The organism is Pseudomonas sp. NPDC088368, from assembly GCF_044753445.1.
Taxonomy (GTDB): domain Bacteria; phylum Pseudomonadota; class Gammaproteobacteria; order Pseudomonadales; family Pseudomonadaceae; genus Aquipseudomonas; species Aquipseudomonas bambusae.
In genome coordinates, this window is the sequence record NZ_JBIVNG010000002.1 from 1 (window position 1) to 26,514 (window position 26,514).

Annotated in this window: 21 protein-coding genes and 3 pseudogenes; 18 read left to right on the plus strand and 6 right to left on the minus strand. The window is 55.8% G+C overall.

Annotated elements, in window-relative coordinates; genetic code table 11:
- Positions 1–38: 38 nt before the first annotated feature.
- A pseudogene (locus ACIQAL_RS03420) lies at positions 39–650 on the minus strand (TolC family protein).
- 150 nt (positions 651–800) lie between these two features.
- Positions 801–1,232 (minus strand): annotated as a pseudogene (locus ACIQAL_RS03425) (TolC family protein); the annotation flags it as partial.
- Positions 1,233–1,648: 416 nt separating this feature from the next.
- On the opposite strand from ACIQAL_RS03425, the gene ACIQAL_RS03430 reads away from it, so the two are divergent.
- The 8 genes from ACIQAL_RS03430 (at position 1,649) to cynS (ending at position 10,273) form a co-directional block, all read left to right on the plus strand.
- Entirely contained in the window at positions 1,649–3,238 is a 1,590-nt protein-coding gene (locus ACIQAL_RS03430) for a sigma-54 interaction domain-containing protein (protein WP_401142419.1), read from the plus strand.
- 251 nt (positions 3,239–3,489) lie between these two features.
- A complete protein-coding gene (locus ACIQAL_RS03435; RefSeq protein ID WP_401142422.1) occupies positions 3,490–4,038 on the plus strand; it encodes an OsmC family protein in 549 nt (182 codons plus the stop codon).
- A 60-nt stretch (positions 4,039–4,098) separates the two neighbouring features.
- Positions 4,099–5,244, plus strand: a complete 1,146-nt coding sequence (locus tag ACIQAL_RS03440) for an acyl-CoA dehydrogenase (RefSeq protein ID WP_401142425.1) — start codon at positions 4,099–4,101, stop codon at positions 5,242–5,244.
- Positions 5,241–6,572, plus strand: a complete 1,332-nt coding sequence (locus ACIQAL_RS03445) for an FAD-dependent oxidoreductase (RefSeq protein ID WP_401142427.1) — start codon at positions 5,241–5,243, stop codon at positions 6,570–6,572. The genes ACIQAL_RS03440 and ACIQAL_RS03445 overlap by 4 nt, the downstream gene beginning before the upstream one ends.
- 27 nt (positions 6,573–6,599) lie before the next feature.
- Positions 6,600–7,997, plus strand: a complete 1,398-nt coding sequence (locus ACIQAL_RS03450) for an ABC transporter substrate-binding protein (protein WP_401142430.1) — start codon at positions 6,600–6,602, stop codon at positions 7,995–7,997.
- A 12-nt stretch (positions 7,998–8,009) separates the two neighbouring features.
- Positions 8,010–8,861, plus strand: coding sequence for a nitrate ABC transporter permease (ntrB, locus tag ACIQAL_RS03455; protein WP_401142433.1), 852 nt, complete (start codon positions 8,010–8,012; stop codon positions 8,859–8,861).
- Positions 8,851–9,774: an ABC transporter ATP-binding protein gene (locus tag ACIQAL_RS03460; RefSeq protein WP_401142436.1), complete on the plus strand. Its 924-nt coding sequence runs from the start codon at positions 8,851–8,853 to the stop codon at positions 9,772–9,774. The genes ntrB and ACIQAL_RS03460 overlap by 11 nt, the downstream gene beginning before the upstream one ends.
- Before the next feature lie 49 nt (positions 9,775–9,823).
- Positions 9,824–10,273 (plus strand): cyanase, encoded by a 450-nt coding sequence (gene cynS / locus ACIQAL_RS03465; RefSeq protein ID WP_401142439.1) that lies wholly within the window; start codon positions 9,824–9,826, stop codon positions 10,271–10,273.
- A gap of 64 nt (positions 10,274–10,337) precedes the next feature.
- On the opposite strand, the gene ACIQAL_RS03470 is transcribed toward cynS, so the two are convergent.
- Positions 10,338–10,955 carry a glutathione S-transferase family protein gene (locus ACIQAL_RS03470; protein ID WP_401142441.1) on the minus strand — a complete coding sequence of 206 codons (618 nt, stop codon included), beginning with the start codon at positions 10,953–10,955 and terminating at the stop codon, positions 10,338–10,340.
- Positions 10,956–11,040: 85 nt separating this feature from the next.
- On the opposite strand from ACIQAL_RS03470, the gene ACIQAL_RS03475 reads away from it, so the two are divergent.
- Together ACIQAL_RS03475 and ACIQAL_RS03480 are read left to right on the plus strand one after the other, a co-directional pair.
- Entirely contained in the window at positions 11,041–11,925 is an 885-nt protein-coding gene (locus ACIQAL_RS03475; RefSeq protein WP_401143719.1) for an MBL fold metallo-hydrolase, read from the plus strand.
- Positions 11,926–12,022: 97 nt separating this feature from the next.
- On the plus strand, positions 12,023–12,841 hold the full coding sequence (locus ACIQAL_RS03480) for a sulfite exporter TauE/SafE family protein (protein WP_401142444.1): 819 nt from the start codon (positions 12,023–12,025) through the stop codon (positions 12,839–12,841).
- 46 nt (positions 12,842–12,887) lie between these two features.
- Here ACIQAL_RS03480 and ACIQAL_RS03485 read toward each other — a convergent pair whose 3' ends face one another.
- Positions 12,888–13,343, minus strand: coding sequence for a MaoC family dehydratase (locus tag ACIQAL_RS03485; RefSeq protein WP_401142447.1), 456 nt, complete (start codon positions 13,341–13,343; stop codon positions 12,888–12,890).
- Positions 13,344–13,556: 213 nt separating this feature from the next.
- On the opposite strand from ACIQAL_RS03485, the gene ACIQAL_RS03490 reads away from it, so the two are divergent.
- The 7 genes from ACIQAL_RS03490 (at position 13,557) to ACIQAL_RS03520 (ending at position 21,255) form a co-directional block, all read left to right on the plus strand.
- Positions 13,557–15,764 (plus strand): molybdopterin-dependent oxidoreductase, encoded by a 2,208-nt coding sequence (locus ACIQAL_RS03490; RefSeq protein WP_401142450.1) that lies wholly within the window; start codon positions 13,557–13,559, stop codon positions 15,762–15,764.
- Positions 15,761–17,185 carry an aldehyde dehydrogenase family protein gene (locus ACIQAL_RS03495; RefSeq protein WP_401142452.1) on the plus strand — a complete coding sequence of 475 codons (1,425 nt, stop codon included), beginning with the start codon at positions 15,761–15,763 and terminating at the stop codon, positions 17,183–17,185. The genes ACIQAL_RS03490 and ACIQAL_RS03495 overlap by 4 nt, the downstream gene beginning before the upstream one ends.
- A gap of 66 nt (positions 17,186–17,251) precedes the next feature.
- Entirely contained in the window at positions 17,252–17,977 is a 726-nt protein-coding gene (locus ACIQAL_RS03500) for an SDR family oxidoreductase (protein ID WP_401142455.1), read from the plus strand.
- Between the two features lie 28 nt (positions 17,978–18,005).
- On the plus strand, positions 18,006–18,590 hold the full coding sequence (locus tag ACIQAL_RS03505) for a 2-hydroxychromene-2-carboxylate isomerase (protein WP_401142458.1): 585 nt from the start codon (positions 18,006–18,008) through the stop codon (positions 18,588–18,590).
- A 72-nt stretch (positions 18,591–18,662) separates the two neighbouring features.
- Complete coding sequence (locus ACIQAL_RS03510) at positions 18,663–20,309, plus strand: AMP-binding protein (RefSeq protein WP_401142461.1); 1,647 nt, start codon at positions 18,663–18,665, stop codon at positions 20,307–20,309.
- A gap of 26 nt (positions 20,310–20,335) precedes the next feature.
- Positions 20,336–20,665 (plus strand): indolepyruvate ferredoxin oxidoreductase subunit alpha, encoded by a 330-nt coding sequence (locus tag ACIQAL_RS03515; RefSeq protein ID WP_401142463.1) that lies wholly within the window; start codon positions 20,336–20,338, stop codon positions 20,663–20,665.
- 59 nt (positions 20,666–20,724) lie between these two features.
- The gene (locus ACIQAL_RS03520) at positions 20,725–21,255 is read left to right on the plus strand and encodes a winged helix-turn-helix transcriptional regulator (RefSeq protein WP_401142466.1); all 531 of its coding nucleotides are present in this window, start codon (positions 20,725–20,727) and stop codon (positions 21,253–21,255) included.
- 225 nt (positions 21,256–21,480) lie between these two features.
- Here the strand turns inward: ACIQAL_RS03520 and ACIQAL_RS03525 are convergent.
- Positions 21,481–22,029 (minus strand): annotated as a pseudogene (locus ACIQAL_RS03525) (alpha/beta hydrolase); the annotation flags it as partial.
- 524 nt (positions 22,030–22,553) lie between these two features.
- Positions 22,554–23,486, minus strand: a complete 933-nt coding sequence (locus ACIQAL_RS03530) for an AraC family transcriptional regulator (RefSeq protein ID WP_401142468.1) — start codon at positions 23,484–23,486, stop codon at positions 22,554–22,556.
- A gap of 452 nt (positions 23,487–23,938) precedes the next feature.
- On the opposite strand from ACIQAL_RS03530, the gene ACIQAL_RS03535 reads away from it, so the two are divergent.
- On the plus strand, positions 23,939–26,305 hold the full coding sequence (locus ACIQAL_RS03535) for a molybdopterin-dependent oxidoreductase (protein ID WP_401142471.1): 2,367 nt from the start codon (positions 23,939–23,941) through the stop codon (positions 26,303–26,305).
- The last annotated feature ends 209 nt before the right edge of the window (positions 26,306–26,514 follow it).

A 26,514-nucleotide genomic window follows, 5' to 3' on the forward strand; every position in this document is an offset into this window, starting at 1 on the left:
GCAGGACCAACCTATCCTTTGTTGCAACTTTCGTGAGGTCAGCGGCTGACGATAGGAGTGGTTGGTTGCTGGTCGCTATGCTGACCGTCCCAACCGCCACCAAGTGCACGCACCAGGGCAACAGTGGTGACGGCTCGACTACCACGCAGCTGAACAGCGCTACGTTCCACAGTTGTCAGGTTGCGTTGCGCCTCCAGAAGGTCCAGATAGCCCGTGCGACCGGCTTCATAGAGCATCTGGGCCAATTCCGCCGAACGGCGGGCCGAGACTACAGCCTCGTCGGTCTGCTGCGCCTGATTAGCCAGAATGCGCAGGCCAGCCAAGTTGTCTTCTACTTCGGCAAACGCGACCAGCACCTGTTGTCGGTAAGTGGCAACCGACTCTTCCAGAGCAGCCTCACTGCGTTTCACATTGTTCCTGTTGCGGCCGCCGTCGATGATCGGCATTGACATGAGCGCACCCAGTACCCAAGAGCGACTGCTCTAGTTGAAAATGTCCGCTACCGAGGTGCCGACGCCTCCAATGCCACCGTTGAGATTGAGCGCCGGAAACATCGCGGCACGGGCAACGCCGATACGCGAGTTGGCCGCTTCCATTTCGTGCTGAGCGATGACGATGTCCGGGCGACGCTGGAGCAGCGTCGAAGGCATGCCTGTCGGGATCTGCGGCAGCGAGGCAATGTCGTTGAGCGGTTGACTGCTGGCGGAGAAATTCGACGCTGGCTTGCCCAACAGTACAGCGAGCGCATGCTCATTGGTTGCTCTCTGCTGTTGCAGGGCGACCGCTTCAGCGCGCGCCGTCTACAATTCTGTCTTGGCTCGCGACAGATCGAACTCACCGACATCACCCAGATCGAACCGGCTCTGCGTGACGTGTACGGTTTGTTCCCGCAACCGTACGGTCTCATTCAGGGTTGCCAGCTCTGCATCGGTTTCGCGCAGCCGGAAATAGGTTTGCGCGACGTCCGCTTGCAGCGACAGCAGCACCGAGCGGTAACTGGCTTCGCTGGCGGCGGCGTCCGAGTTGGCAGCGTTGACGTTGGACGACACTCGGCCGAACAGGTCAACCTCATAGCTGGCCGTCAGGCTGGCCTGATAGGTCGTGTGGGCTCCTACGGCAATGCCACCCGACAGATTGTTGGACGATTCACGGTTTCTTTGCCCGCCGGCGCTGAGACCGATCTGCGGCATCCGATCAGCTTCAGCGATGCCAGCGATAGCACGCGCCTGCTTAAGACGTGCAGTCGCTTAGAAATAAAAATAGACACCTTCGCTCTGTTCTAACTGACCCCCCATTCGCCTTTCAGCTTTGACCGTGCCAGGACGACGTCTTCGGGAACGAGGTAGTTCAGCCAATGGTCTGCTCCGTTCATGGTGGGCCAAGGTTATTGTGGGGTTGGTAATCGCGGCCATCTGCTCCGCGCTGACGTTCAGCAGAGGGAACGATAGCTCCATCATCAACGCTTCAACGCTTCAACGCTTCAACGTTTTCTGTGACCAAACCCGTTGTCTCACTCACCGTTCTTCTTGGTTCGAGTCAGAGAACTGGTCTGAATGTCTGTTGATGGGGGGAAGAGATCTTGCATGGTCATTAGTGAAACTTGCTGTAAACCCGAGTGCCGAGTCTGGACAGGACGTGGAGAGAACAATTGCAGAACGTAGACAGCGATCAGGACACTGAAGCATCGCCCGCATTCTGGCGATCCCAAGAAATGCTTCTTTTGCAGCAGGTGACTGGGCTCATGGGTAAGGATCTGACCTCGGATAACGTGCCAAACGAAATGCTTCACCTGCTCTCTGAATTACTGGGGCTGAACCGTGGGCGAATCGTCCTGTTCGATGAATCTTCGAAGCGCGCGAGTATCCGTTATGCATACGGGCTGACGCGTGAGGAAATCAAGCGAGGCATTTACGAGCCCGACGAGGGAATAACCGGCCGTGTTCTCGCCCGGGGCCAATTGATCATTGTCCAGGATATCGATAAAGAACCCTCGTTCTTAGGGCGTGTGGTCGAACGCTCCAGGCTTCCCTCTGGTCCTGTCTCCTATATCGCTTTACCCATCATGATTGGGCAGAAGGTCATTGGCGTACTGGCTACGCACCGTATCCGCATGCGGGCTAGACCTCTCACTGATGACATCAGCATCCTGCGCATCCTGGCGACCATGGTTGGTCAAGTTCTGCATCTAAGGGCATACATAAAAGAGAAGACCGAAGCATTGGAGATGCGCAATCAGCAGCTGACCCGAGCATTGGAAACCCGGACCAATCGCTACGGCATCGTCGGCAGCTCGCCGCAGCTTCTTCAGGCGATTTCAGAGCTGGAAAGAGTGTCCAACTCCACCGCCAGTGTCTTGCTTCTGGGCGAGTCCGGCACTGGCAAGGAACTCTTTGCACGCGCGCTGCACCTCGCCAGCCCGCGGCAGGATAAACCTTTTATCAAGATCAACTGTGCCGCTATTCCCGACACGCTCTTCGAGTCTGAACTGTTCGGTTATGAGCGGGGTGCATTCACGGGAGCCAACACTGCGCGTGAGGGCTGGTTTGAGCAAGCCGATGGCGGTACGATTTTTCTCGATGAAATCGGAGAACTACCGTTGTCTATGCAGACCAAACTTCTGCGGACGCTGCAAGAAGGAACGATTACCCGATTAGGAGGCAAGCGCGAGGTTAAAGTCGACGTACGTCTCGTTGCCGCAACGAACCGGGATCTGGCCCATGAAGTCAGTCAAGGCGTTTTCCGTCAGGACCTTTACTACCGGCTGAACGTGATTCCAATCCATCTGCCGACCCTGGCCAGCCGGCCCGAGGACATTCCAGCGTTGGCATTGCAGTTTCTCAACCGTATCAACCAGGCGAATCAACGTAACGTCAGTTTTGACGCGTCTGCGATAGAGCGTCTGCAACAGTATGGCTGGCCAGGCAACATTCGGGAAATGTCTAACCTGATAGAGAGGCTGGTCCTTCTGGCAGACAAGCCTGTTTTAAGCGCAGCGGAAATCGAGCGGTTTCTGCCTGCGCCTGGAAACGCTGTTGCGCCTGTTGTTGGTCAGGATCCCGTGCCTGTGGCGGAATTCAATCACGACATCGTGCGCCCGTACGTGGCAGCCAGTTCTCATTCGGCCAATGAGCTGCATCGGGCCGTTGAGCGTTGTGGAGGAAACAAGTCTCGTGCTGCGCAAATGCTGGGAATGACCGCACGTCAATTCAATTACCGCTGGAAAAAGCTCCATCCTTAACAAGGGAGTGAGCAGGAGGAAATGTCGACAATGTTTACATTGTCGACATTTTTTTTGTGCCGCTGGCTTGATTAAATGCGCTAAGGAAAACGGGCAACTTAGCTTGGTGTATCCGTAACCTACTGTTTAATATGAATAATGAAATAAAACAATGTGTTCGATAGAAACTGGCACACCGGTTGCGATAGTCCATTGGCGAAAGGGCTCTGCACTTCCAGCAAGCCCATTGCTCAGCCAAATGGAGATCACACATGTCCGCTACAACCGCACAAGTCGCCGCCACTTATCTGAAGCCAATCGATCAGGCGGGCCTGGAAGCATTCGCTGAAAAAGGTCGCAATAATCCTCAGATGCGCGGTACCAATAAGGTCCATACGGTCACTCAAGGCATGTTCCGCACTCTCAGCTATGTGGGCGATCACACCCCAGTCGTAGTCGATGAGCCGCTGCATCTTTTTGGCGAAAACACGGCGCCGGCGCCTGGCGAAATCATCTTGTCCGGCCTCGGCGGTTGCCTCGCCGTAGGCATCACCGCTGTCGCCACTTGGATGAACGTCAAACTCAGCAAACTCGAAGTGTTTCTGGAAGGCGACATCGGCAACCCCTCGGCGTGGGGTGCCGGTGGTGCGGAAAAACAGCCGCTGGAAATGGGCTTCCAGGACATCCGCGTGAAAGTACTGGTGGAAGGCGATGCTTCCCGCGAAACCCTCGATGAAATCGTCCGCCTGGCGAACTTCGCCTCGCCAATGGCCAACACCTTGCGCAATCCGATTCCGTTCAGCATCAGCCTGGCTGAGTGATCGTCGGCTACTGGGTCAAGCGCACCAAGGTTGACGTACACCACTGAGGGAGGAGTTGCCATGAACAACATTGCTGTTGCTTTCGCCGCTGCGGGACGCACCGCAGACTGGAGCGACGACGCCCAGGTGCTTAGTGAAGTCAGTCGCATTGCGACCGGCCCGCTGGCGCAGGCGGCACACCGGATCGATGAAGGTCATTACCCGCTGGATATCATGGCAACCCTCGGACAGGCAGGCGCGTTTGCGGCGCATCTGAAGCAGCAAGGCAATCGCTTCGACGTCGCCATTGGCAGCATGCACGAGGCCAGTCGCAGCTGCGGCTCGACTGGGTTTCTGATGTGGTGCCATGACGTCTGCGGCCTGTACATGGATCAGTCGGACAACGCAGCGCTTCGTGGCCGCTTGGAGGCGCATACCGAAGGTCTCACTTTCGGCGGTACGGCGCTCTCCAATCCCATGAAGGCCCTGGCGGGCATTGAAACCCTCATCCTGCGGGCCCGCAAAGTCGCCGGGGGTTACGTGGTCAACGGTGCCTTGCCGTGGGTCAGTCACATCAACCGTGGCCAATACTGCGGCGCTATTGCGGGTGTGGAACGAGACGATGGTTCGATCTCCCGCGAGATCATGTTCATGCTCGACATCGATGAGCGTGTTGAACTCAAGACCTGCCCGGAGTTTTCCGGCATGGAAGGCACCAGTACCTTTGGTATTCGGCTGGTGGATTACTTTGTCGCGCAGGACAACCTGATTGCCGATCCTGCGCGACCTTTCATTCAGCGCATCCGTGGCGCGTTCATCCTGCTTCAGTCGGGGATGGCCACGGGCGTCACGCAAGGCAGCATCGACTCGATTCGTGAGGTCGAGTCGACGCTTGGGCACGTGAATCAGTTCCTGCACAACGGCCCGGACGAGTTGCAGTTTGAACTCGACGATCTTAACAACCGGGTGCTGAAGCTATGCCGGACGCCGTACGAAACCAGCAAGGATTATTTGCTCGACGTACTCGATGCGCGGGTGCAAGGCGCTGAGCTGGCCCTCAAGGCCTCGCAGTCCGCCTTGCTGCACCAGGGCGCTCGTGGCTACCGGATGAGTGCCGCCCCGCAGCGCAGAATCCGTGAAGCTCATTTCGTCGCCATCGTCACGCCTGCCATCAAACACCTGCGCTGGGAAATGGCGCGGTTGATGAAAGAGGAGCTGCCAGCATGAGCGCGCTGACCAAACCTTGGCTGCAATTCATCTGCCGCGCCTGCGGGCTGATCTACGACGAGGAATTGGGTGATCCGGACAGCGGCCTGCCGCCGGGCACCCGTTTTGAAGATATACCGGACGATTGGGAATGTCCGCTGTGTGGCGTGACCAAGACTGATTTTGAGCTGTTCGTCAAACGTGAAGTCGAGGCGGTGGGCCACGTGCCGAGCGCCCATCGCGGCACCGGGATTGTCGTGGTCGGCGGCGGTCTGTCGGGCTGGGCGATGGTCGAGGCCATTCGCGAACTGGACGGTTCGGTGCCCATTACTCTGGTCAGCGCCTGCAACGGAAACCGTTATCACAAGCCGGAGCTGTCACTGGCGGTGAGTCGTGGCCAAACTGCGCAATCACTGGTGCGTGAGACCGCGCATGACGCTGCCGCTCGACTGGGCGTAAGGTTGTACACCGAAACGTCGGTGGTGGGACTTACACCCGCGTTGCATCAGTTGCGCACCACCCGTGGCACCCTCAATTATACCAAGCTGGTATTGGCTCAAGGCGCTCGCCCGGCACTGCCGGCCGCGTTGCCACCAGCGTTGTGCTGGCGCGTCAACAACCTCCACGAGTGGTCGGGATTGCAGACCCGTTTGAGCCAGAGTTCTCAGCGTGTTGCTATCGTCGGCGCCGGCATGGTGGGGTGTGAACTGGCAGAAGATTTCGCACGGGCAGGGCACAGCGTTACCCTGATCGACCGCAATCCGTTGCCACTGACAGGGCTTTTGCCTGACCTCGCCGCGGAACTGTTGCTGAGCAGCCAGCAGCGCCTGGGAATCACGTTCGTCAGCAGTGTGCAGGTGGCAGGTATCGAGGGCACATCGAACGGCGTGAAGACTCTGGCAACGGAGTGCGGTCGCCAATTCGAATTCGATCAGGTAGTGGCTGCGACGGGCTTGATCACTGATGGCCGGTTGGCCCACAACGCCGGACTGGCATTCGACCGGGGCATTCAGGTCGATCCAACCACCCTGATGACCAGCGATCCTGATATTCACGCTTTGGGCGATTGCATCAGCCTGGCGGGTCTGCCGTGCCGATTCGTGGAGCCGATTTCATTGCAGGCCAACGTAATTGCCCATGCGCTGCTGGGTAAGGCACACGAGGGATATGTCCACGTGCAGCCGGTCATCCGTTTGAAAACACGTTCATTGCCCATCGTACTGCGCGGCCTGCCGTCAGCTGCCGGGACGTGGCGTGTCGTCGAGCAAGGCGAGGGGCATCTTCGGATGGAGCAGGACCTCGACGGCCTCATGGCCTCCACATTGCAAGTTGGACAGGCAGCGGCCTGACCCTCACTTTCCACAAGGACACTGGGCATGAGCGACGACAACTTTTACCGCCCGTACAGCACCGATTCGACCTTGTCGGGCTGCACCTGCGGACAGCACGCCAGCCAGCAGGCGCATGATGCCGGTGCCGAAAGTGCCCGTATGGCACGCGGGCAAGATGCAGAAGCCTTGTCTCGGGATTTCGTCGAGACCGCGGCGATCCGTGCGCTCTTTCCCAACGACAACACCCGTCGCCGATTTCTTAAGGCCGTGGGCATCGGCGCGGCCATGGCGGCCATCAACAGTTTGCTGCCGATTCAAGCGATGCAGGCCATGGCTGAAGACAAGCCCGGCGCGCTGGAAAAGAAAAATCTGAAGATCGGCTTTATCCCGATCAACTGCGCGACGCCGCTGATCATGGCTGACCCGCTGGGCTTGTATAAGGCGCAGGGCCTGAACGTCACGTTGCAAAAAACCGCAGGCTGGGCGCTGGTTCGCGACAACATGCTCAACGGTGAACTGGACGCCTCGCACTTCCTCGCACCGATGCCGCTGACCATCTCGCTCGGTCTTGGCTCCAACGCTCAACCGATGCGCGTTGCGAGCATTCAGAACACCAACGGTCAGGCGATCACCCTGGCGCTCAAACACAAGGACAATCGCGATCCACGCAACTGGAAGGGCTTCAAGTTCGCCATCCCGTTCGAGTTCTCGATGCACAACTTCCTGTTGCGTTATTACCTGGCCGAGCATGGCCTTGATCCAGACCGCGACGTGCAGCTTCGGGTGACGCCACCTGCTGAAATGATCGCCAACCTGCGCGCGGGCAATATCGATGGATTTCTGGGTCCCGACCCTTTCAATCAGCGGGCGGTGTACGACGAAATTGGCTTTATCCACATCCTCTCGAAGGAAATCTGGGACGGTCACCCTTGCTGCTCGTTTGGCACGTCACAGAAATTCATCGAAGAGAACCCAAATACCTTTGCTGCCTTGTACCGGGCCATTCTCAACGCTGCTGCGATGGCACGCGACCCGGCCAATCGCACGATGATCGCGCAAACCATCTCCACTCCGAATTACCTGAACCAGCCAGAAATCGTCATCCGCCAAGGGCTCACCGGTCGATTTGCCGATGGGCTGGGTGTGGTGCAGGACGATCCGCGGCGCTCTGACTTCGATCCGATGCCCTGGTATTCGATGGCGACCTGGATGCTCACCCAGCTCAAGCGCTGGGGCTATATCAAGGGCGACATGGATTTCAACGGCATCGCCGAGCAGGTGTTCCTGATGACCGACGCTCGCCGCCAGATGCACGAGCTGGATATGCGCGAGGCCAGCGCCGAACCGTTGTCGGGCTACAAGGCGTTTTCGGTCATGGGCCGCCCGTTCGATCCTACTCAACCCAAGGCCTATCTCGATGGTTTCGCCATCAAGCGCGTGTAAGAGGAGCTTTCGATGAAAACACTAAGGTTCAGGGCGGCTCTGTTGTCACTGGCGATGCTCGCAATGTTGTTACTGGTCTGGCAGCTGGCAACGTTGCCGGTGGCCAAGTCGGCAAAGGTGGCGATGGATGAAGAATACGCCGTGCTGATGGGCAAAAGCGTCAGCAGCGAGCAGCGCAAAGTCAGCGGGTTTCCCACGCCTGTGCAGTTTTCGACGTTGGCGTTCAAGCAACTGAGCAATCCCTTTTATGACCGAGGCCCTAACGAGAAGGGTATTGGGATTCAACTGGCCTATTCGCTGGGACGGGTGGCGGTGGGTTATCTGATTGCTCTGCTCGTGGCGATACCTCTGGGCTTTGCCATCGGCATGTCGCCACTGCTGTATCGCGCGCTCGACCCGTTCATACAGGTACTCAAGCCGATCTCCCCGCTGGCCTGGATGCCCATCGCGCTTTACACCATCAAGGACTCGTCGATCTCGGCCATCTTCGTGATCTTCATCTGCTCGGTCTGGCCGATGTTGATCAACACCGCATTCGGCGTGGCAGCGGTGCGCAAGGACTGGCTCAACGTGGCGCGCACGCTGGAAGTCAGCCCGCTGAGAAAAGCCTTCATGGTCGTTCTGCCTGCTGCCGCGCCGACGATCATCACCGGCATGCGGATTTCCATGGGCATCGCGTGGCTGGTGATTGTCGCCGCCGAGATGCTGATCGGTGGCGCTGGCATCGGCTACTTCGTCTGGAACGAGTGGAACAACCTGTCGCTGTCCAACGTGATCTTCGCGGTCCTCATGATCGGTGTGATGGGCATGCTCCTGGATTTGCTGTTCGCCACCCTGCAAAAGAAGGTGACTTATGCTGAATGAAACCACCAGCCGCACACCTGCGTTCGTCAAGGTCGAAGGGCTCACCAAGCGTTATCGGCATGACCTTCCCCCGGTGTTTGAAGACATCAGTTTCTCGATCCAGCGCGGCGAGTTCGTATGTGTGATTGGCCACTCCGGCTGCGGCAAGAGCACCATCCTGAACATCCTTGCCGGCCTTGATGAGGCCAGCAGCGGCACAGTGGTGATGGGTGGTCGCGAGATTTCCGGCCCCAGTCTGGACCGTGGAGTAGTGTTTCAGAATCACGCTCTGCTGCCCTGGATGACAGTGGATCAGAACATTGCATTCGCCGTGCGCTCCCGTCATCCCGATTGGTCCAAGGCCCAAGTGGCTGAACATGGCAAACGCTTCCTGGAGATGGTCGGGCTTAAAGGGGCAGGGCAGAAGAAGCCAAGCGAACTGTCCGGTGGCATGAAGCAGCGTGTTGGCATTGCCCGTGCGTTCTCGGTCGAACCCCAGATGCTGCTGCTCGATGAGCCCTTCGGCGCCCTTGATGCATTGACTCGCGGTGTCATTCAGGACGAGTTGCTGAGCATCTGTTCGGCTACCCAGCAGACCGTTTACATGATCACCCATGATGTCGACGAGGCGATTCTTCTGGCGGACAAGATCATGCTCATGAGCAATGGTCCTCACGCCCGTATCGCGGAGATCGTGGTCAATACCCTACCGCGTGATCGCTCACGCGAAACCATCCACCATGACCCGCAGTTCTATCGCATCCGTAACCACCTGGTGGATTTCCTGGTCCGTCGTTCAAAGACGATTCAGGAGCAAAACGCGCAGTCCGGCACGTTGACTGACCCACTGATCGTTTATCCCGGCTTGCCCGACGACAGTCCGCCTCCAGGGCCTGATGGGCCGTCGGATTCAAAGCTGCGAATTGTCGCGTGAGCCACCGTTTGACCCAATTAGCTGCATAACTCAATCAGAGAGGTTTTCCATGTTTTCCAATCGCGACCAAGTCACCCAATTGATCCTCGCCGCCAAGGTTCGCAAGGGCCTCAAGTGGTGTGACGTTGCAGAAACCATAGGCCTATCCAAAGAGTGGACGACTGCCGGTTGCCTGGGGCAGATGAAGCTCGACAAAGCGCAGGCCGAGACACTCGGTAAGGTGTTTGAGCTGTCGGATGAAGCAGTGGCCTGGTTGCAGGTTGTGCCCTACAAGGGCTCTTTGCCGACCGCGGTGCCGACCGACCCGCTGATCTATCGCTGGTACGAAATGGTCAATGTCTACGGCCTGACGATCAAAGAATTGATTCATGAAGAGTTCGGCGACGGCATCATGAGCGCGATCGATTTTTCCATGGACATTCAGCGTGAATCTGATCCCAAAGGCGACCGGGTAAACGTGGTGCTGTCGGGCAAATTTCTGCCCTACAAGAGCTATTGATCTTGAGCACGCCGGCTCAGTGGTTGCAGCCCGCCAAGCGAAATTTTCCGGCACGGCTGACTGACTAGACCTCGAATGCGCGCATACCTGCCTCAATGCTTGGTCTTGCGCGCATACGTTCAAACCATTGTTGGAGTTTTGGGAGCTTGTCCCATGGTAAACGATCCTCAATGGTCGCCGCGAGAGTGAAGGCGGAGATGTCTGCCATTGAGAATGCCCCACCAGCCATATAGGCCTCGGTCAGGAAATTCTCCGCCAGCAGCAGCTGCTCCACCACTCGATGATCGAGTGGTGCGGCGGCGTCTCTCAGCCCGACACGTTTGAGAAAAAAAGCAGCATGGCTAGTCGCAATAACATCCGTGACGAAAAAGAAATAGCGGTCAAAAACTCTGAAACGTCCGGGGCCGATCTCCGACGGGGCAAGCGTCCCGGGCGCCTTAGCGTCGGCGTATTGGATGATGGCGTTCGACTGATTGATAACCAGCGATGGTGTGCAGTTATGGTCTACCAGAGTAGGTACCTTGCCCGCCGGATTGAGCGCCATGAACGGCTGCTGCATGTGAGCCCCGGCGCGAAGATCTACATGGCGCACTGTGAAAGGGATATCTGCTTCGATCAATGCGATAGCGGCACGAAAGCAGTTACCAGTCTGTGCGCCATAAAGCTCGATCATGTCGTGCATGGAAAGGGCCTCTCATGAAAGTGTGGGGGAACGGTCAATGCAGCTACGTCTTCCGAAACTGGCACTGCGCAATGAGGGCAGTCATATGCTTATAGGCGGAAAAGTCATGGTTGAACCATTCTTGGACGAGGATACGTCTACGTTCAGCTATTTGTTACTGGATCAGACAGCAGGTTGTTGCGCAATCATCGATAGCGTTCTCAATTTCGACCCCAAGTCGGGTCACACGCACACTCGATCGGCCGACGCGATTATTTCGAGAGTCCTGCAATTGGGTGTATCGGTGGAATGGATACTCGAAACCCATGTCCATGCCGACCACTTCTCAGCCGCCGCCTATTTGAAGGAGCGGCTCGGAGGAAACATTGCAATAGGCAGCCGGATCACAGAGGTTCAAGAGGCGTTTGGAACGCTGTTTAACGAGGGGGAGGACTTCAAGCGAGACGGTAGCCAGTTTGATGTCCTGTTTGAAGATGGGGAGGCATTCTCCGTAGGAACACTCATTGCCAGCGCGATGCATACCCCAGGACATACGCCGGCCTGTATGACCTATGTGGTTCGTGTTGAGGATGAGGTCTTGGCTTTTGTTGGGGATACCTTATTCATGCCGGACTACGGAACTGCCCGTTGTGATTTTCCCGGAGGTGACGCTCGGACCTTATTTCGCTCAGTTGAAAAGATCCTGACCCTGCCTGCCAGCACGCGGATTTTCATGTGCCACGATTATTGCGCAAATGGTCGCCCCATTGAGTGCATGACGACGGTCGAGGCTCAGCAGCTCACCAACATCCATATCCGTGGCGGGTTGAGCGAAGACGACTTCGTTGCAATGAGGGAAGCCCGCGACGCAACGCTTGCTATGCCGACTCTGATTTTGCCATCGGTGCAGGTCAACATGAGAGGTGGCCATTTTCCAGAACCTGAAGCGAATGGCATTAGGTACCTAAAAATACCGATGAACACCCTCTGAGCCCATTGCCGCGGCAGGCACTTTATGGTGTTGACCAACTACAATTGGCTTGTCGGATTCGCACGCCCTGAAGCGGTCGTCTCCCTAGGGAATCGGAATGATTGAACACAATGCATTGAGCGTTCTGCTGGGTGGTTTCATCGGTGCGGTTCTTGCCTTAACGGGTGCGGGCGGAGGAATTCTCGCAGTACCCGTTCTGATTATCGGCCTTGGTTTATCGATGAATCAAGCCGCCCCCATTGCCTTGTTAGCTGTTGGCCTCTCGGCGTCAGTTGGCGCGTTATTAGGGTTGCGGCAAAGGATAGTTCGCTATCGCGCCGCAGCCGCTATTGCATTGGTCGGAGTCGCTGTCGCTCCGTTGGGTATTTACATAGCCCAACGAGTTCCAAACGCGCCATTAGCGATAGCATTCGCCGTCGTTTTAATGGGGACGTGCTTACGCATGTTGCACAAATCGATGCGGGAGCCTGGCAATTCGCATCAGTCGCAAAGGCGAGAGCCTATGGCTTGCGTTCTTAATCCAGTTGAGGGGCGTTTGCGATGGACGCTGCCCTGTGCTCGCGCGCTCGCATTCACGGGGTTTATGGCAGGCCTGTTGTCTGGGTTGTTAGGCGTCGGGGGAGGTTTTGTTATCGTTCCTGCGCTGACACGCTGCACCAATCTGGATATCAAGAGCATCACCGCGACGTCGCTGGCGGTTATTGCCCTAGTATCATGCGGCAGTGTAGTGGGTGCCGCCCTGACTGGTACCTTGAACTGGCGTATTGGAATACCGTTTGCGGCGGGCGCCGTCCTTGGCTTGATTGGCGGTCGACAGGTTGCCGACCACTTAGCTGGTGCGCGCTTACAGCAGGCTTTTTCAGTGACCGGCATATCTGCCGCGCTGCTGCTCGCATACCATGCCCTGGCGCGGTAAGTACGATTCAGAATACTCAGCGAAAGGTGAGTTTAGCGCTGGGATTTCACCGGCGTAACACCAGCAGTTTTGCTTCCATTCGCTGAACGACGTGCCCGTCTTGGTTCAGGGTCTCGCTTTGTACAGTAACAACCCCACGATCTTTCTTAGACACTGACGGCGCTATAGATACGATCACACTTTCGACGTGGAGCTGGTCCCCTGGCCGCGTGGGGGCCGGCCAGCTTAATTCACTGCCAAGACCAATCAGACCGCAGTCGAAAGGCACGCTCTCGACCAGCAAACGCATTGTGATTGCCGCTGTGTGCCATCCACTCGCCGCGAGTCCTCTGAAAAAAGTCGCTTGGGCTGTTACCTCATCAAGGTGAAACGGCTGAGGATCAAATTCCACTGCAAAGGCTTTTATCTGATCTGCATCAACGAGATAAGACGCGCTTGCGAAGCTATCTCCCGGCGCTAAATCTTCTAGAAAGAGGCGTTTTAGTTTCGTGTCTTCGCTCATGTTCCTAATCCTCTGAGTAGCTAATGCCTAGGGTGGAAACGGTCGATGTTCTCCTTCCGCAACTGACTTCGCGCAGATGAATCAGAAGAAGTGTTGACCCATGGGCAACCTGTAGCTAGTCTGACTTCACTTTGTATAGTTAGTAAAGCCTTACGATGCAGTCATGTCCGGACAGCATTGGATTCGACTCGGATCCAGCCCAGGAGAATAAAAATGAGTCAGGAACGCATGATCGAGAACAAGAACATGATCTGCGCGAGCTGCGACATCGCCTGCCCAGTTGTGGCCCAAGTCGAGAATGGGAAGGTCATAAAAATTCGCGCCTCATTCAAGCCTTCGCTCAGGGACAACATCTGCGTCAAAGGGATCTATGCCCACAAAGGTTTTTCCCATCCGGATCGCGTCCTACATCCGTTGAAAAGGGTCGGCGAGCGGGGCTCAGGATTGTGGGAGCGTGTTTCTTGGGAAGAGGCGATGACTGACATTGCCGCGCGTTTGCGTAGCGTTGTGGAGGAGCACGGCGCTGAGGCTTTGGCCGTCGCGACTAGCGAATGGAACACATCAGTCGATAACGGAGCCGGGCGTCGCTTCATGAATCTTTTGGGTTCTCCTAACTGGATTAGTGGCGTTGCAATGTGCGCTGGCAATACCGCAGCGATTAACCGAATGGTTTACGGCTGGTTTCCCAATCCGGATTTCAACAAGACCGAATGTATCGCGCTTTTCGGTCATAATCCCAAGAAGCACAGTTGGACTCCCGTCTACAACAAGCTGAGGCGGGCCCAAGAGCGCGGGGCCAAGCTGATCGTTCTCGATCCGCGTCGAAGCGAAAATGCTGAGCTTGCTGATTTATGGTTGCCGCTGCGTGCAGGAACTGACGCTGCTATGGCCCTCGGCTGGCTGCACGTGATCATCAGCGAAGAGCTGTACGACAAAGACTTTGTGGCTAAGTGGACTGTCGGCTTCGAGGCATTTCGTGACCGCGTGTTTGAATATTCGCTGGAGCGTGTCGCCCATATTACCGGCGTCAGCGTCGATCTCATCCAGCAGGCCGCACGAATGTATGCCAACGCAGCTTCCGCGATCATTCCATGGACGCCGATCACCGATCAGCAACTTAACAGCACCTCCGCTATCCGGTTGCACTGCGCTTTGCGTGCGCTGACGGGCAACATCGACACTCCCGGCGGCGAACTGTTCATGGGGCTTAATCCAGACGTCATTCCGCAGACCGATTTGGAGCTGCACGAAGCCTTGCCTCCGGCGCAAAAGGACAAGCAGTTGGGCGCTAGTCGCTACCCGGCGTTCACTTATCGAGGTATGGCGGGGCTGATGGAGCCCACGCTAAAGGTTTGGGGAAGGGCGTACGCCAATTTGCTTACAGGCTGTTATATGGCCAACCCTTCAGAAACCTTCAAGGCTATGGCTACCGGCGATCCGTATCCGGTCAAGGCGTTCATCTCGCTAGGCAACAACACCATGATGGGCCTGGCTAATATGAAGCTGATCTACAAGGCCATGATGAATCAGGATTTGGTGGTTGTGCATGAGCACGTCAAGACGCCCACAGCACAGCTAGCGGACTACATCTTGCCAGGGGACAGTTGGCTAGAGCGCCCGCTTGTATACGATGGGTTGCATTGGTCGTCGACGATCTCGCTGGCTAAGCCGGCGATGGCACCACCCGGGGAGTGCCGGAGTGTCTATGAATTCTGGCGCGATCTCGCGCATCGCATGGGTTTTGGCGACCACTTTCCGTGGCGGACACTTGAGGACCTTTACGACCATCGCTTGCGTGGTACGGGGTTCACCTTCGACCAGTTGGTCGACAAACAGCAGTTCTATGGGCACAAACCCACTTATAAAAAGTACGAGCAAACGGGTTTTGCTACGCCCTCAGGCAAGGTCGAGCTGTACTCCAGTATCCTCGACGGGCTAGGTTTCGATCCGCTGCCTTATTACCGAGAAGCACCCGGTGTAGAGGAGGGATTTCCGCTGACTCTTTTCATGGGCGTACGCGACGACGGCTTTTTTCAAACTGGCCATCGGCACGTCCCAGAGCTGCGGCGTCTGACGCCGGAGCCGAAGACTTTTATGAACACCCTCACCGCCCAGACGTTTGGGGTGGCGGAAGATGAATGGATAGAACTGGAAACCAAGGCTGGGAAGGTGCGGGCTCGCGCTGAAATTCGGCCGGACATGCCGCTAGGGCTGGTGCGTATTCCTCACGGTTGGTGGCTGCCGGAAACCGCCCAAGGCAAGGAAAACCTTTCGGGGGCGTGGATGTATTCCGACGCGATGATAACCAGCGACGAACATGAGTTTCTCGATCGCGAGCAAGGCATTCCGCACTTGAAGGGCATTCCCTGTCGCATCTTGAAAGTCACCCAGCCTATTGCGTTCACGGAGCATTCGTCATGACGCTCAGAAACTGTTTTTACATCGATGGACGATGGGTCGCTTCTCGCTCAGGTGAGCACATGGACGTGATCAACGCTTCCACCGAAGAACGGATGGGCGCCATCCCGCTTGGCGGGGCTTTTGAAATAGACATGGCGGTGGCCGCTGCACGCAACGCGTTCGAGTCATGGTCAAAACTGCTTCCCAGCGAACGCGCGGTTTACCTGCGCAAAATTGCAGATGGCCTGCAAGTGCGAGCGACGGAGTTGGCCGAGGTTATATGCGCCGAGGTGGGCATGCCGATTCGTCAAACGCGCGCTATTCAAGTCGCCGGTCCGATAGCGCAATGGCGCAGCGTGGCGGATTTGGTAGATGACTTCGTGACTGAGCAGCGGATCGGCAATTCATTGATCACCCAAGAGTCGGTTGGCGTGGTGGCTGCGATCACCCCATGGAATTACCCTCTGCACCAGATCACGCTGAAAGTGGCAGCCGCGTTGGGCGCTGGCTGCACAGTGGTGCTGAAACCGTCGGAGATCGCACCGCTCAACGCGTTCATTCTGGCCGAAGTCATCGAAGCCGCGGGCTTGCCTGCGGGTGTGTTTAACCTCGTCACCGGCCTGGGTTCTACGGTAGGTGAAGCGCTGAGCGCCCATCCTGACGTGGCAATGGTTTCTTTCACCGGTTCCACCCTGGCGGGTAAGCGGGTGGCGTCGCGCTGCGCCGAATCGGTCAAGCGTGTGGCGCTGGAACTGGGTGGTAAATCAGCGTCGATCATGCTCGACGACGCCGACTTTTCGAGCGCCGTCAAAGCGACACTCAATGCGTGTTTCCTGAACGCCGGTCAAACCTGTTCGGCGCTGACCCGGCTGCTGGTCCCAGCGTCTCGGTACTCCGAAGTGAAGACGTTGGCCCTCAAACATGTCAGCGCGCTGGTGCCCGGCGATCCCTTTCTTGACACCACCCGGCTGGGGCCTTTGACCTCGGCCGCTCAGCGGGATCGGGTGCTTACGTTCATTAAAAAAGGCCTTGCACAGGGTGCTGAGTTGATTGCTGGCGGTACAGAGAGACCTCCAGGTCTGGAACGTGGTTATTACGTGCAACCGACGATTCTGGGCAACGTGCTGCCCGATTCGGTGCTTGGGCAGGAGGAAGTGTTTGGCCCGGTGCTGTCGATCATCTGTTACGACGATGAGGACGACGCTGTGCGCATTGCCAATGGCACGGCGTTCGGTTTGAGCGGCGCGGTATGGTCGGACAGCGATGCGCACGCCATGGCGATTGCGCGTCGATTGCGCACCGGCCAGGTCACGGTCAATGGCGGCGCATTCAACGCGCTGGCGCCCTTTGGTGGTTTCAAACAGTCTGGAATCGGTCGTGAAGGCGGAGCTTTTGGCATTGATGAGTTTCTTGAGTACAAGGCCTATCAAATGCCCACTTAACGCGCCAGTTATTCGGCCTGTTCATGGGGTCGAGATCACCCGGCAACAATCAAAAGGGCTGAGCGCATGCCACAAGAGACAGCAGTGATTATCGGCGCCGGCGATGCCTTGGGCAGCGCCATCGCGAGACGCTTTGCTCGCGAAGGTTATTTCGTGTGCCTGGCGCGGCGCACGCCGGAAAAACTCGCCGCACTGGTCGAAGGCATTCAGTCGGCTGGCGGCAACGCTCGCGCCTTCGGGGTCGACGCGCGCAAGGAAGATCAGGTCGTGGAATTCTTCGCGCAGGTCGAGCGTGAGATCGGCCCGGTCGCGATAGTGGTCTTCAATATTGGGGCCAACGTGCAATTCCTTCTTGTTGAAACTGACGCGCAAAAGTACTTCAAGGTCTGGGAAATGTGCGCCTTCGCTGGATTCCTCACGGCACGCGAAGCCGCGAAAGTGATGCTGCCGCGCGGGAGGGGCAGCCTGATCTTCACCGGAGCCACCGCCAGCGTGCGCGGTGGCAAACACTACGCTGCGTTTTCCGGGGGCAAGCACGCCTTGCGTGCCTTGGCGCAAAGCACGGCGCGCGAGTTGGGGCCGCAGGGTATTCATGTCGCGCACCTGGTCATCGACGGCTCAATCGATACCGAATTCATTCGCACGCTGTTCCCCGAGCGGTACGAGCTTAAGTCCCTGGACGGGATTCTGAACCCGGATCACATCGCCGAAAACTACTTGTTTCTGCACCAACAACCCCGAGACGCCTGGACCTTTGAAATGGACGTGCGCCCGTACCTGGAAGCTTGGTGATTACACGCGTGTCAGGAGTGACCTCTCAATGAAATCAGTCGAGTTCGTGTTTGATTTTGGCAGCCCCAGCAGCTACCTCGCGTACGCCAGGTTGATGCGCCTAGCGCGCGACCGTGCGATCGAAATTGTCTGGACCCCGGTGCTGCTCGGTGCCGTTTTGCAAGCGGTCGGCAGTGTTGCGCCCACTACTTTTCCTGCCAAGGAGAAATGGTTTTTTGGGGATCTAGCCGCCTGCGCCGACAAACATCATGTGCCGTTTTCGCGCAATCCCTTCTTCCCCTTGAACACGCTAGCGCTCATGCGGGGGGCGACCGCTTTGCTGGGCACTGCGCAGTTCTCAAGCTACGTGAAGGCGGTATTCGAGGCGCTGTGGAAACACAATGAAAACCTGGCGGACCCGCAGGTGGTTGAACGCGTGTTGGCACCGGTCGGCCTTGATGCCAGGCAGTTTGAGGCATTGATAAGTCACGCCGAGGTCAAGTCGTTGCTCAGAAAAAACACCGAAGACGCGCTAGAGCGGGGGGTGTTTGGTTGCCCGACGTTCTTTGTCGGCGATCGGCTGATCTTTGGTCAGGACCGCCTCGAATTCGTCGAGGAGGCGCTTGTTGCCTGAGGCGGCGTGAGCCGCCATGACATCTGAAGAACAAATCGAGTTGATAACAATCAGCCTGTAAGGACACCATCCATGACTTCCATTTTCAGTAACGACCTGGGCAAGTGCGACGCCAACTATGCGCCATTGTCGCCCGTCAGCTTTTTGAAACGCTCCGCTGCGGTGTACCCGGAGAAAATCGCCACTGCCTATGGTGACGTGGTGCAAACTTATGCCCAATTGCACGACCGGTGCTCCCGATTCAGCAGCTTCCTCAAATCTGTGGGCGTCACGCAGGACGTTGCTGTTTCGGTCATATTGCCGAACATTCCGGCAATGATCGAAATGCACTTTGCGGTAAACGGAGCAGGGGGCGTGCTGCACCCGATCAACACCAAGCTCGACGTTGAGGCCATCCGTTTTCAGGTCGAGCATTGCGAAGCGAAAGTAATCGTCTTCGACCGTGAATATGCGGATGTCATGCGTCAGGTCATTGCGGGCCTGAGTCATGACATATGCGCTGTCGAGGTGATTGATCCGACGCAAGCATTCCCCTGCATTTCGCTAGGTCAGTTTGATTATGAAACGTTGATCGGACAGCACTTGCCCGATGAACACCTGGGCCCGCAGGACGAGTGGAATGCGATTGCAGTTTCGTTCACCTCGGGCACGACGGGCGATCCCAAGGGCGTCGTCACCCATCACCGCGGCGCGTATTTGAACGCCACGGCCAACGCTATTGGCTGGTCGATGCCCATGCATCCTGTGTACTTGTGGACGTTGCCGATGTTTCATTGCAATGGCTGGTGCTTTCCGTGGACTGTGACTCACCTGGCCGGAACTCATGTTTGTTTGCGCAGGATCGATGGGCCTGAGATTTTTCGCTTGATTGGTAAGTACCAGGTCACGCATTTCTGCGCCGCACCTATTGTGCTCACACTGCTGACCTCTACCGAGACACCGGTGAAGAAACCGTTTGCAAACCGGGTACAGATCCTGACTGCCGGCTCTGCTCCAGCGGCCGCAACTATTCAGGAAATGGAGTTACTCAACGCGGAAGTAACCCAAGTCTACGGCCTGACCGAAACCTATTCATCGGTCGCAATCAGTATCTGGAAGCCTGAGTGGGATAGTTTGCCAGATGCCGATAGGTATCGCCGTAAAGCCCGTGCAGGCGTGCGCTATCCCGCATGTGGCGGACTTGAGGTGATTGTCCCTGGTACATCATCGCCGGTGCCGAGTGATGGCCAGACAGTAGGTGAGGTTGTGGTTCGTGGGAATACAGTGATGAGCGGCTATTTGAAAAACCGCTTAGCAACGCAAGATGCTTTTATGGATGGGTGGTTCCATACCGGCGATTTGGCGGTGCGGGATTCCGAGGGTTACATCTCCATCCGGGGGCGGTCGAAAGACATCATCATCTCCGGCGGCGAGAATATTTCCTCCGGCGAAGTGGAGGAGGTGTTGTATGGGCATCCTAGCGTTCTGGAGGCCGCAGTCGTAGCTGTAGATGATGCCAAATGGGGCGAGGTGCCTTGTGCATTTCTGGTACTCAAGCCTGGCGCTAATCTGAGTCAGCAGGAAGTCGTTGAGTACTGCCGAAGTAAGCTCGCGCGCTTCAAGGTTCCCAAGCACGTGCTGTTCATGGCCATCACTCGGACCGCAACAGGAAAGGTGCAAAAGTTCAAGCTGCGTGAGATCGCCAACGAATACCTGCTCGGGCATGCCAGTGCGGGTTAACTGAGCACCGGGCTAGGAGTTGCTATATGACTTATGTCGTTACTGAAGGGTGCATTCGCTGCAAGCACACCGAGTGTGTCTCTATCTGCCCTGTGGACTGTTTCAAAGAGGGTGCAGATCTGTTAGTCATTGATCCAGCACTCTGTATTGATTGCGGCGTTTGCGTACCGGCATGTCCCGAGCAGGCAATTTTCTCAGAACATGCAGTGCCCCCAAATCAACGCTGGTTTGTAGGCTTCAACGCTGAACATGCAAGCGACCCAGCATGGCTACCTATCCTGCTCCAAAAGCAGCCTATGCCTGATTTTGAACGATGGAGCGGCATCATAGGCAAGCGGGTGCTGCTGGAGTCTTGAGAGCGTTACCGCTCGCGTTGCCTTATACTTTCTAACTACTCAATGTGAAGTGAAAGGCAATGCGAGAATCTGAAATTGGCGGTCTCACATGCAACGTCGCACGAACCATCGGCGTGATAGGTGATGGTTGGACATTGTTGCTGATCAAGGAATTATTTCTTCGAACTCGTAGGTTCGAGGAGTTTCAAGCGCTTACAGGGATGTCGCCAAGGTTACTCACGGCCCGACTGGCTAAGCTAGAGGAAAATGGCGTTGTCGTACGTGAACTTTACGATAGTAAGCGCCCGCGTTATGAATATCGTCTGACTGCCCAAGGCCTGGCGCTGCACTCGCTGGTGATTATGATGGGCCAGTGGGGCAATGACTGGATGCAGCCGGAGAATGAGGTCGAACGACCTTTGCAATTAGCCCATAAGGCTTGCGGCCACGAGCTTGAAATCGTGCCTACTTGCAAGTGTTGTGGCGAGGCTGTGGGCCCCAAAGATGTAAAGGTGACCATTGGCTTAGCGATGGAGGCCCAGAGAACCGCGATGCGTACCGAGTTTCGGGAGTCCGTAAATCGCAAATCTGCGGGCGATGTAGAAGACTGATTCGTCACCGTAAGTCTGCCCTTGTGAGACGCAATCTTTACCAACCTATGAGTACAACGGTTTTCAGTTATGCTCCTACTTGATGAAGCAAGAATTCTAAGCAAAGGCGCCTCGAAGTGGCGCCGTATCCAGCTTATCGATCGAGCGTCAGGTATGTGACGAATCCTGGCGCTGATGGTCAAGCTAATGAGTGCTAGCTTCACGTGGCTGCCAGTCATTTCCCGGGAAGAAGAAGCTGCTGCCCGGCTCGAAAGCAATAATCGCTCTGACCTTAGTGGTCTTGATCGCGGTCAGCTATTCAGCCCGCCACCTTGGGTGTGGGTAAAAAAACCTGAGGCCAACTCTGTCGCATATTGCCGACACCCCATCTGAAGCCACGGCCATGTCGAAAGATCCCGTATTCGGTGTCTGGCGCGAAAGAACTGCTCACGAATTTACGAATCCTGAGCGACATCCGCCCTTTTGAAATAGCCTGGCCACAGCCTGGTAAGGAGTTGCTGGAGCCAAAGCTGCTCGTCAGGGGTTGGCTTGACCGTCGCCTCGGTCACGCTGCGCCCATCATTGCGACGACGCGGTTAATCGATCCGGTACACACCGAACTGACGGCGCAGAAAAAAGCGTGCAAACCATCACGGCCGCCAGCCGTGGTTCCCAGGTTTTGGAAACCTGGTCTGCACCGGGTCACATGACGATAGGCAGTTTTCGGGCATTCACGGGGACTAGGTAAAACATGCAAGCGTGGTCGCCATCGTAGGTCAGGACATCGGGCTTCATGGGGTTGCGTGGGTTGACGACGCGTGGAGTCTCTACCTGGCTAATTTCGCGAAGCGGCCTATGGAAACATCCTTCAAAAATTACCGCTCAGAAAAATGGTCGTCGTGGATAGGCCCTGGGCCCTAGACAGCATCTAGCCAGACGCTTCTTCTCTAGCGGGAGTGTCGCATCGACCATACACATCGGAGCGCTGGATAAGCATGGTCGATCCTGAGCTAGCCTTTCACCTAGTCCGCAGAAAGCAACCGCGCACGGTCTAAGTTTCCTATGACGACAAAATCGGAATCCCCTCAGTCCGCAAAAGGTATGGCTGCACCTATGACGCCCGTTGGACTTTCACCGCAACGCCGCCAAAGATTACTCAACGCAGAAAGATGTGCTCCTATGATGCTGGATCAGCGCACTAGATGTCGCTGAGTCTTTCGAAGATATCGACGCCTATTCTGGCCAGCTCAATGCTTGTTACGAGAACGATCCTCGCTCGAAAATGGATTGATGGTGAGGTTGCAAAGTTGACCTAACCATCATTTCGTGGGGACCAGAAGAGGCGTGCCCTGAGGTTGTCTCGATTCCCGCTCTTTCGCAGCGGTGCGACCTCTGGCAGCTTTAAACGCTCGGTTAAAGGAAAACTCAGACCGATATCCTACCTTATAGGCTATCTCGCCGATGCTCAGGGTCGTCTGATTGAGCAGCTGCGCAGCGATCCCTAAGCGCCACCTTGTTAAATACGAATGTGGAGTTTCGCCCACAGAGTCCCGGAATTGATTGGCAAAGGTGGAGCGTGAAAGATTGGCTTCTTGGGCTAGTCGATCCAGCGTCCAGTTGTGATTCGGCCTCTCGTGAATGCAAGCCAGTGCTTTAGCGATATGAGGATTTTGCATTGCAGAAAACCAGGTCCCGGCTTCGGCCTTGGCGTTTTCGGACCACTCTCTGAGCACATAAACAAAAAGGGTGGAAAGGAGGTTTCTGATGACCACCTGACTACCTAGCTGGGCGTTTTCGACCTCTGTCCGTAGCTGCTTTAGGACTTCAATGGTGGTGGGCGCGACGTTTCCTGAGCCAGCTTTAAGGTGCAACGATCTCGGAAGAGACTTTATCGCGGGCATGACCATATGCCTGTCGATTCCGATCGCTCCACATAGGAAGCTCGTAGCATCGGGATCTTTACGGTGAAGGCCATTGGAATGCTTGACGAAGTGTCCTAGTGAAACGGTGCTGCTGTTTTTCGTGCGTTTCAGCTTATGTGCGTCCCCTTGAGGTAGGACGATCAGGTCCCCAGCGCAGAGTTGAACTTCATCCATGCCATCAATGGAGAAGAAAGCACCCCCTTGGGCCACGAAATGAAAATACGAGCCGTCAGCACTTGCCATTTCAATCCCCCAGTCTCCCTTCAAGTGGCTCTGGGAAATCACGATCCCTTCTGCGGTGATGTATTTGAGCCAATGATCCGCGTTCATAGGGAATCCTTCGTCGATACGATTTGTTGTGTTTCTCATATTTTTTGACGTTGTCGAGCCTTCCCTAGGCGTCTAGCTTGTAGCTCAGGTCAGCATAGGTGCTTTGTTGCGGTCTGGTTGAGAAGTGATGCGGCAGATGCGTCTGATGTCGTTTTTACGGATAGGGTTGTCGGGCATTGGCATCGCGTCGCCCAAAAATCCTTGCGTTGACCCAGTGGGCTAAGCCCGCTTTGACGGTGATCGGTTGGAGGCGGATGCCGGCAGCGTAGTGCCGCCATGCTTAAACGAATTAGAGGGTGAAACTTCACGCTTTCCCGTACGCAGACCAAATAAGCTCCCCGTAGAGCCAACCGTCGGTCGTATCCGTCCCATGCGGCCGCGGTGATTTGCATCTGTCGGTTTTGAATTTCAGACCTCCACTTATGGCCGATGAAGCCGCAAGGAGTGGGTGCATGAAACGCGCGTCAATGTTGCGGTTAGCTGGACTGAAAAACAGATTCTTTGCTCTTCTTGATGAAAACACTTCTTCTGTTGGCGCTCCCCCGTTTCAAAGGTCGGCATCACAGTCCGAGGGTCGGCCGTCCTTGGAAGTTGCTGACGCAAAAAGCCGAATATCACAACCTCTGATCCGTAAAAGCTACTACCTGAATGGGTTTACAGGCGATACGACGCTTCGTGGGCGAGAGCCATTCGTGGCCGTAGGATGGGACGAAGCTATAGACCTGGTGGCGCAAGCCTTGACGGAAGCGATGGTCATGAAAGGCGTGAGCGGCATCTATGCGTGTTCTGATAACTCGTTGGATGGTACGTCACGGCAAGGTAGAGGCAGCTACCTGCATCGGTTTTTGGATTGCTTAGGTGGGTGCACCGACGGTATTGGAAACTATCGTTACGCTCCGGCAAACGTTCTACTCCCACATGTTTTAGGGGCAGCCGCTGCCAGCTTTCAAGCAGATGAGATATTCAGTGCGGAAGGTGCGATCCACTGCAAGAGAATCGTATGTATGGGTGGTGCCTCCGCTCAAGCCAATGGCCTGGAGAACGTGCAGGGATCAAGCTCGTGGCGTCGAAAGCAAGCGATCGAGGACGGTCATATCTCCGTTGTAAATGTGAGCCCAGTTAAGGATGGTGCATATGCGGCGTCGAGGGGGTGTTGGCTGGCTTGTCGTCCTGATACCGAGGTGGCAATCATGCTTGCGCTTGTGCACACCCTGATAGACGAAGATTTGTACGATAAGCAGTTTATTTCCACACATTGTTCGGGTTTCGGAGTGTTTGCAAGTTACGTAATGGGCGAGTCTGATGGTGTTCCCAAAAATGCGAGCTGGGCAGAGGCCAAATCGGAGATTGAGGCGCAAGACATTCTTACTTTGGCACGCCTGATGGCTGCCGAAAGATGTGTTCTGGAGCTTTCTGCCTCAAATCTAGCCAGTGAAAGCGGCGAACACTTTTACTGGGCAGGAATCGCGCTGGCGGCTGCGCTTGGATACATTGGGCTTCCTGGCGGCGGGCTAGTGATGGAAACAGAACCTTTACCCAACGGCATATCGGCGCCGCCCGAGATTTCGAATCCCCTAACTGTGGGTATTGACCCTTTTACCAATACTGCTAGAGCTATACCCATCGCTCAGATGGGAGAAATGCTTGAATCGCCGGGTCTTCAGTTCCCCTATAATGGTCAAGATCTGACGTATCCAGATATTGCTCTCGTTTATTGCGCAGGTGCTGATCCGCTTCACTTTCATCCAGATAGCAATCGTCTTCACAGAGCTTTGCACAATCTTCAATGTTCCGTCGTTCATGCCTCTAACTGGAACGAAACCGCCAGATACGCAGACATTGTTCTACCGGACCTTCCAGTGCAGCAGCAGAGCGGGCAGGCCGCTACTTTAACTGATGAGACTGGTGGAGTGAGTAGGGATTCCTGTAGATCCGGCGTTGACACTGCGGAGAGTTGGACTGAGATTGATATTTTTTGCGCGCTTGCTGATCGGTTGGATAGATACGCAGCTTTTCGAGCAATCCTTCCTTTAGGGGAAGGGGCCAAAAATCATATTCATGCCTCCACCAGTTTGAAGCTCGGAGGCGAGTTGACATACAGGGAGGGATTAGAATATGAGACGGGACGAGTGTTTTGCAATGGGAGTTTCTTGTCTAATGAAATCGACCGTTCCCTCGGCAAGTTTCGGGCAGATCCGCTTCGGAACCCATTAAGTACGCCTTCTGGAAAAATTGAGCTTTTTTCCAATGTTATTTTGGATTTTGAGTACGAGAATTGTGCAGGCCACCCTACTTGGTACGAGAAAGAGGAGTGGTTAGGGAGCCAGTTAGCCGTTACCTATCCATTTCATCTCCTGGCTCGAACGATGCCGGTCAGCTCTTTTCGCACGTCGGGTGATGGTGCTAATTACCAATATCGGCCCCCCACTTTTGGGATAGTTTGGATTAATCCTATGGACGCACAGCTCCGAGGGATTGCCAATGGAAGCTTGATGAAAATTTTTAACCAGCGTGGAGCATTCATCGCCAGAGCACAGGTCTCGACTAATGTGCGCAGAAGCGTGCTTAGTGTGGAAAACAGTCAATCTCTAGGCGTGATTTATTCTGATTTAATGCAGGCTGGTGAATTTTCCGTAAATCTCAATTCTGTAACTAAAAGTGGACGGGCATCGGCTCTTTCAATGGGTGCTATTTCAAATGGATGCTTAGTCAATGTCGAGCGAATTATCTGCCCGATACCCGTTGAGAGCCTCTACTTCACGCCAACGGTACTCTATAACATTTCACCAACTGCATTCCAGTCTGCTAGTCGAAGGTAAAGGCTAGTGTATAGAGCGGGCGAAACAACCTGAGTCTTAGACGGTTCAGAGTAGTTGGTCGTTGAGCGAGGCTAGCCGAGTACTATCTGGGTGGCCCCTTACAGTTTTGGAGGCCCGACATGCTCTTAACAACAGGATCGCATTCCCCTCGCTTGTGACCACAAAATATGGTGCGCGTTCGTTCTAAAGGGCCATTTTGTATAAATCGC

What these genes read in the sequence shown, in the direction of transcription:
- ACIQAL_RS03485 (WP_401142447.1), bottom strand. Translation starts at nt 13,343, where the DNA reads ATGAGCGAAGACACGAAACTAAAACGCCTCTTTCTAGAAGATTTAGCG.
- ACIQAL_RS03510 (WP_401142461.1), top strand. Translation starts at nt 18,663, where the DNA reads ATGACTTCCATTTTCAGTAACGACCTGGGCAAGTGCGACGCCAACTAT.
- ACIQAL_RS03445 (WP_401142427.1), top strand. Translation starts at nt 5,241, where the DNA reads ATGAGCGCGCTGACCAAACCTTGGCTGCAATTCATCTGCCGCGCCTGC.
- ACIQAL_RS03440 (WP_401142425.1), top strand. Translation starts at nt 4,099, where the DNA reads ATGAACAACATTGCTGTTGCTTTCGCCGCTGCGGGACGCACCGCAGAC.
- ACIQAL_RS03475 (WP_401143719.1), top strand. Translation starts at nt 11,041, where the DNA reads ATGCTTATAGGCGGAAAAGTCATGGTTGAACCATTCTTGGACGAGGAT.
- ACIQAL_RS03480 (WP_401142444.1), top strand. Translation starts at nt 12,023, where the DNA reads ATGATTGAACACAATGCATTGAGCGTTCTGCTGGGTGGTTTCATCGGT.
- ntrB (WP_401142433.1), top strand. Translation starts at nt 8,010, where the DNA reads ATGAAAACACTAAGGTTCAGGGCGGCTCTGTTGTCACTGGCGATGCTC.
- ACIQAL_RS03490 (WP_401142450.1), top strand. Translation starts at nt 13,557, where the DNA reads ATGAGTCAGGAACGCATGATCGAGAACAAGAACATGATCTGCGCGAGC.
- ACIQAL_RS03500 (WP_401142455.1), top strand. Translation starts at nt 17,252, where the DNA reads ATGCCACAAGAGACAGCAGTGATTATCGGCGCCGGCGATGCCTTGGGC.
- ACIQAL_RS03515 (WP_401142463.1), top strand. Translation starts at nt 20,336, where the DNA reads ATGACTTATGTCGTTACTGAAGGGTGCATTCGCTGCAAGCACACCGAG.
- ACIQAL_RS03495 (WP_401142452.1), top strand. Translation starts at nt 15,761, where the DNA reads ATGACGCTCAGAAACTGTTTTTACATCGATGGACGATGGGTCGCTTCT.
- ACIQAL_RS03470 (WP_401142441.1), bottom strand. Translation starts at nt 10,955, where the DNA reads ATGCACGACATGATCGAGCTTTATGGCGCACAGACTGGTAACTGCTTT.
- ACIQAL_RS03530 (WP_401142468.1), bottom strand. Translation starts at nt 23,486, where the DNA reads ATGAACGCGGATCATTGGCTCAAATACATCACCGCAGAAGGGATCGTG.
- ACIQAL_RS03505 (WP_401142458.1), top strand. Translation starts at nt 18,006, where the DNA reads ATGAAATCAGTCGAGTTCGTGTTTGATTTTGGCAGCCCCAGCAGCTAC.
- ACIQAL_RS03435 (WP_401142422.1), top strand. Translation starts at nt 3,490, where the DNA reads ATGTCCGCTACAACCGCACAAGTCGCCGCCACTTATCTGAAGCCAATC.
- ACIQAL_RS03450 (WP_401142430.1), top strand. Translation starts at nt 6,600, where the DNA reads ATGAGCGACGACAACTTTTACCGCCCGTACAGCACCGATTCGACCTTG.
- ACIQAL_RS03460 (WP_401142436.1), top strand. Translation starts at nt 8,851, where the DNA reads ATGCTGAATGAAACCACCAGCCGCACACCTGCGTTCGTCAAGGTCGAA.
- ACIQAL_RS03535 (WP_401142471.1), top strand. Translation starts at nt 23,939, where the DNA reads ATGAAACGCGCGTCAATGTTGCGGTTAGCTGGACTGAAAAACAGATTC.
- ACIQAL_RS03520 (WP_401142466.1), top strand. Translation starts at nt 20,725, where the DNA reads ATGCGAGAATCTGAAATTGGCGGTCTCACATGCAACGTCGCACGAACC.
- cynS (WP_401142439.1), top strand. Translation starts at nt 9,824, where the DNA reads ATGTTTTCCAATCGCGACCAAGTCACCCAATTGATCCTCGCCGCCAAG.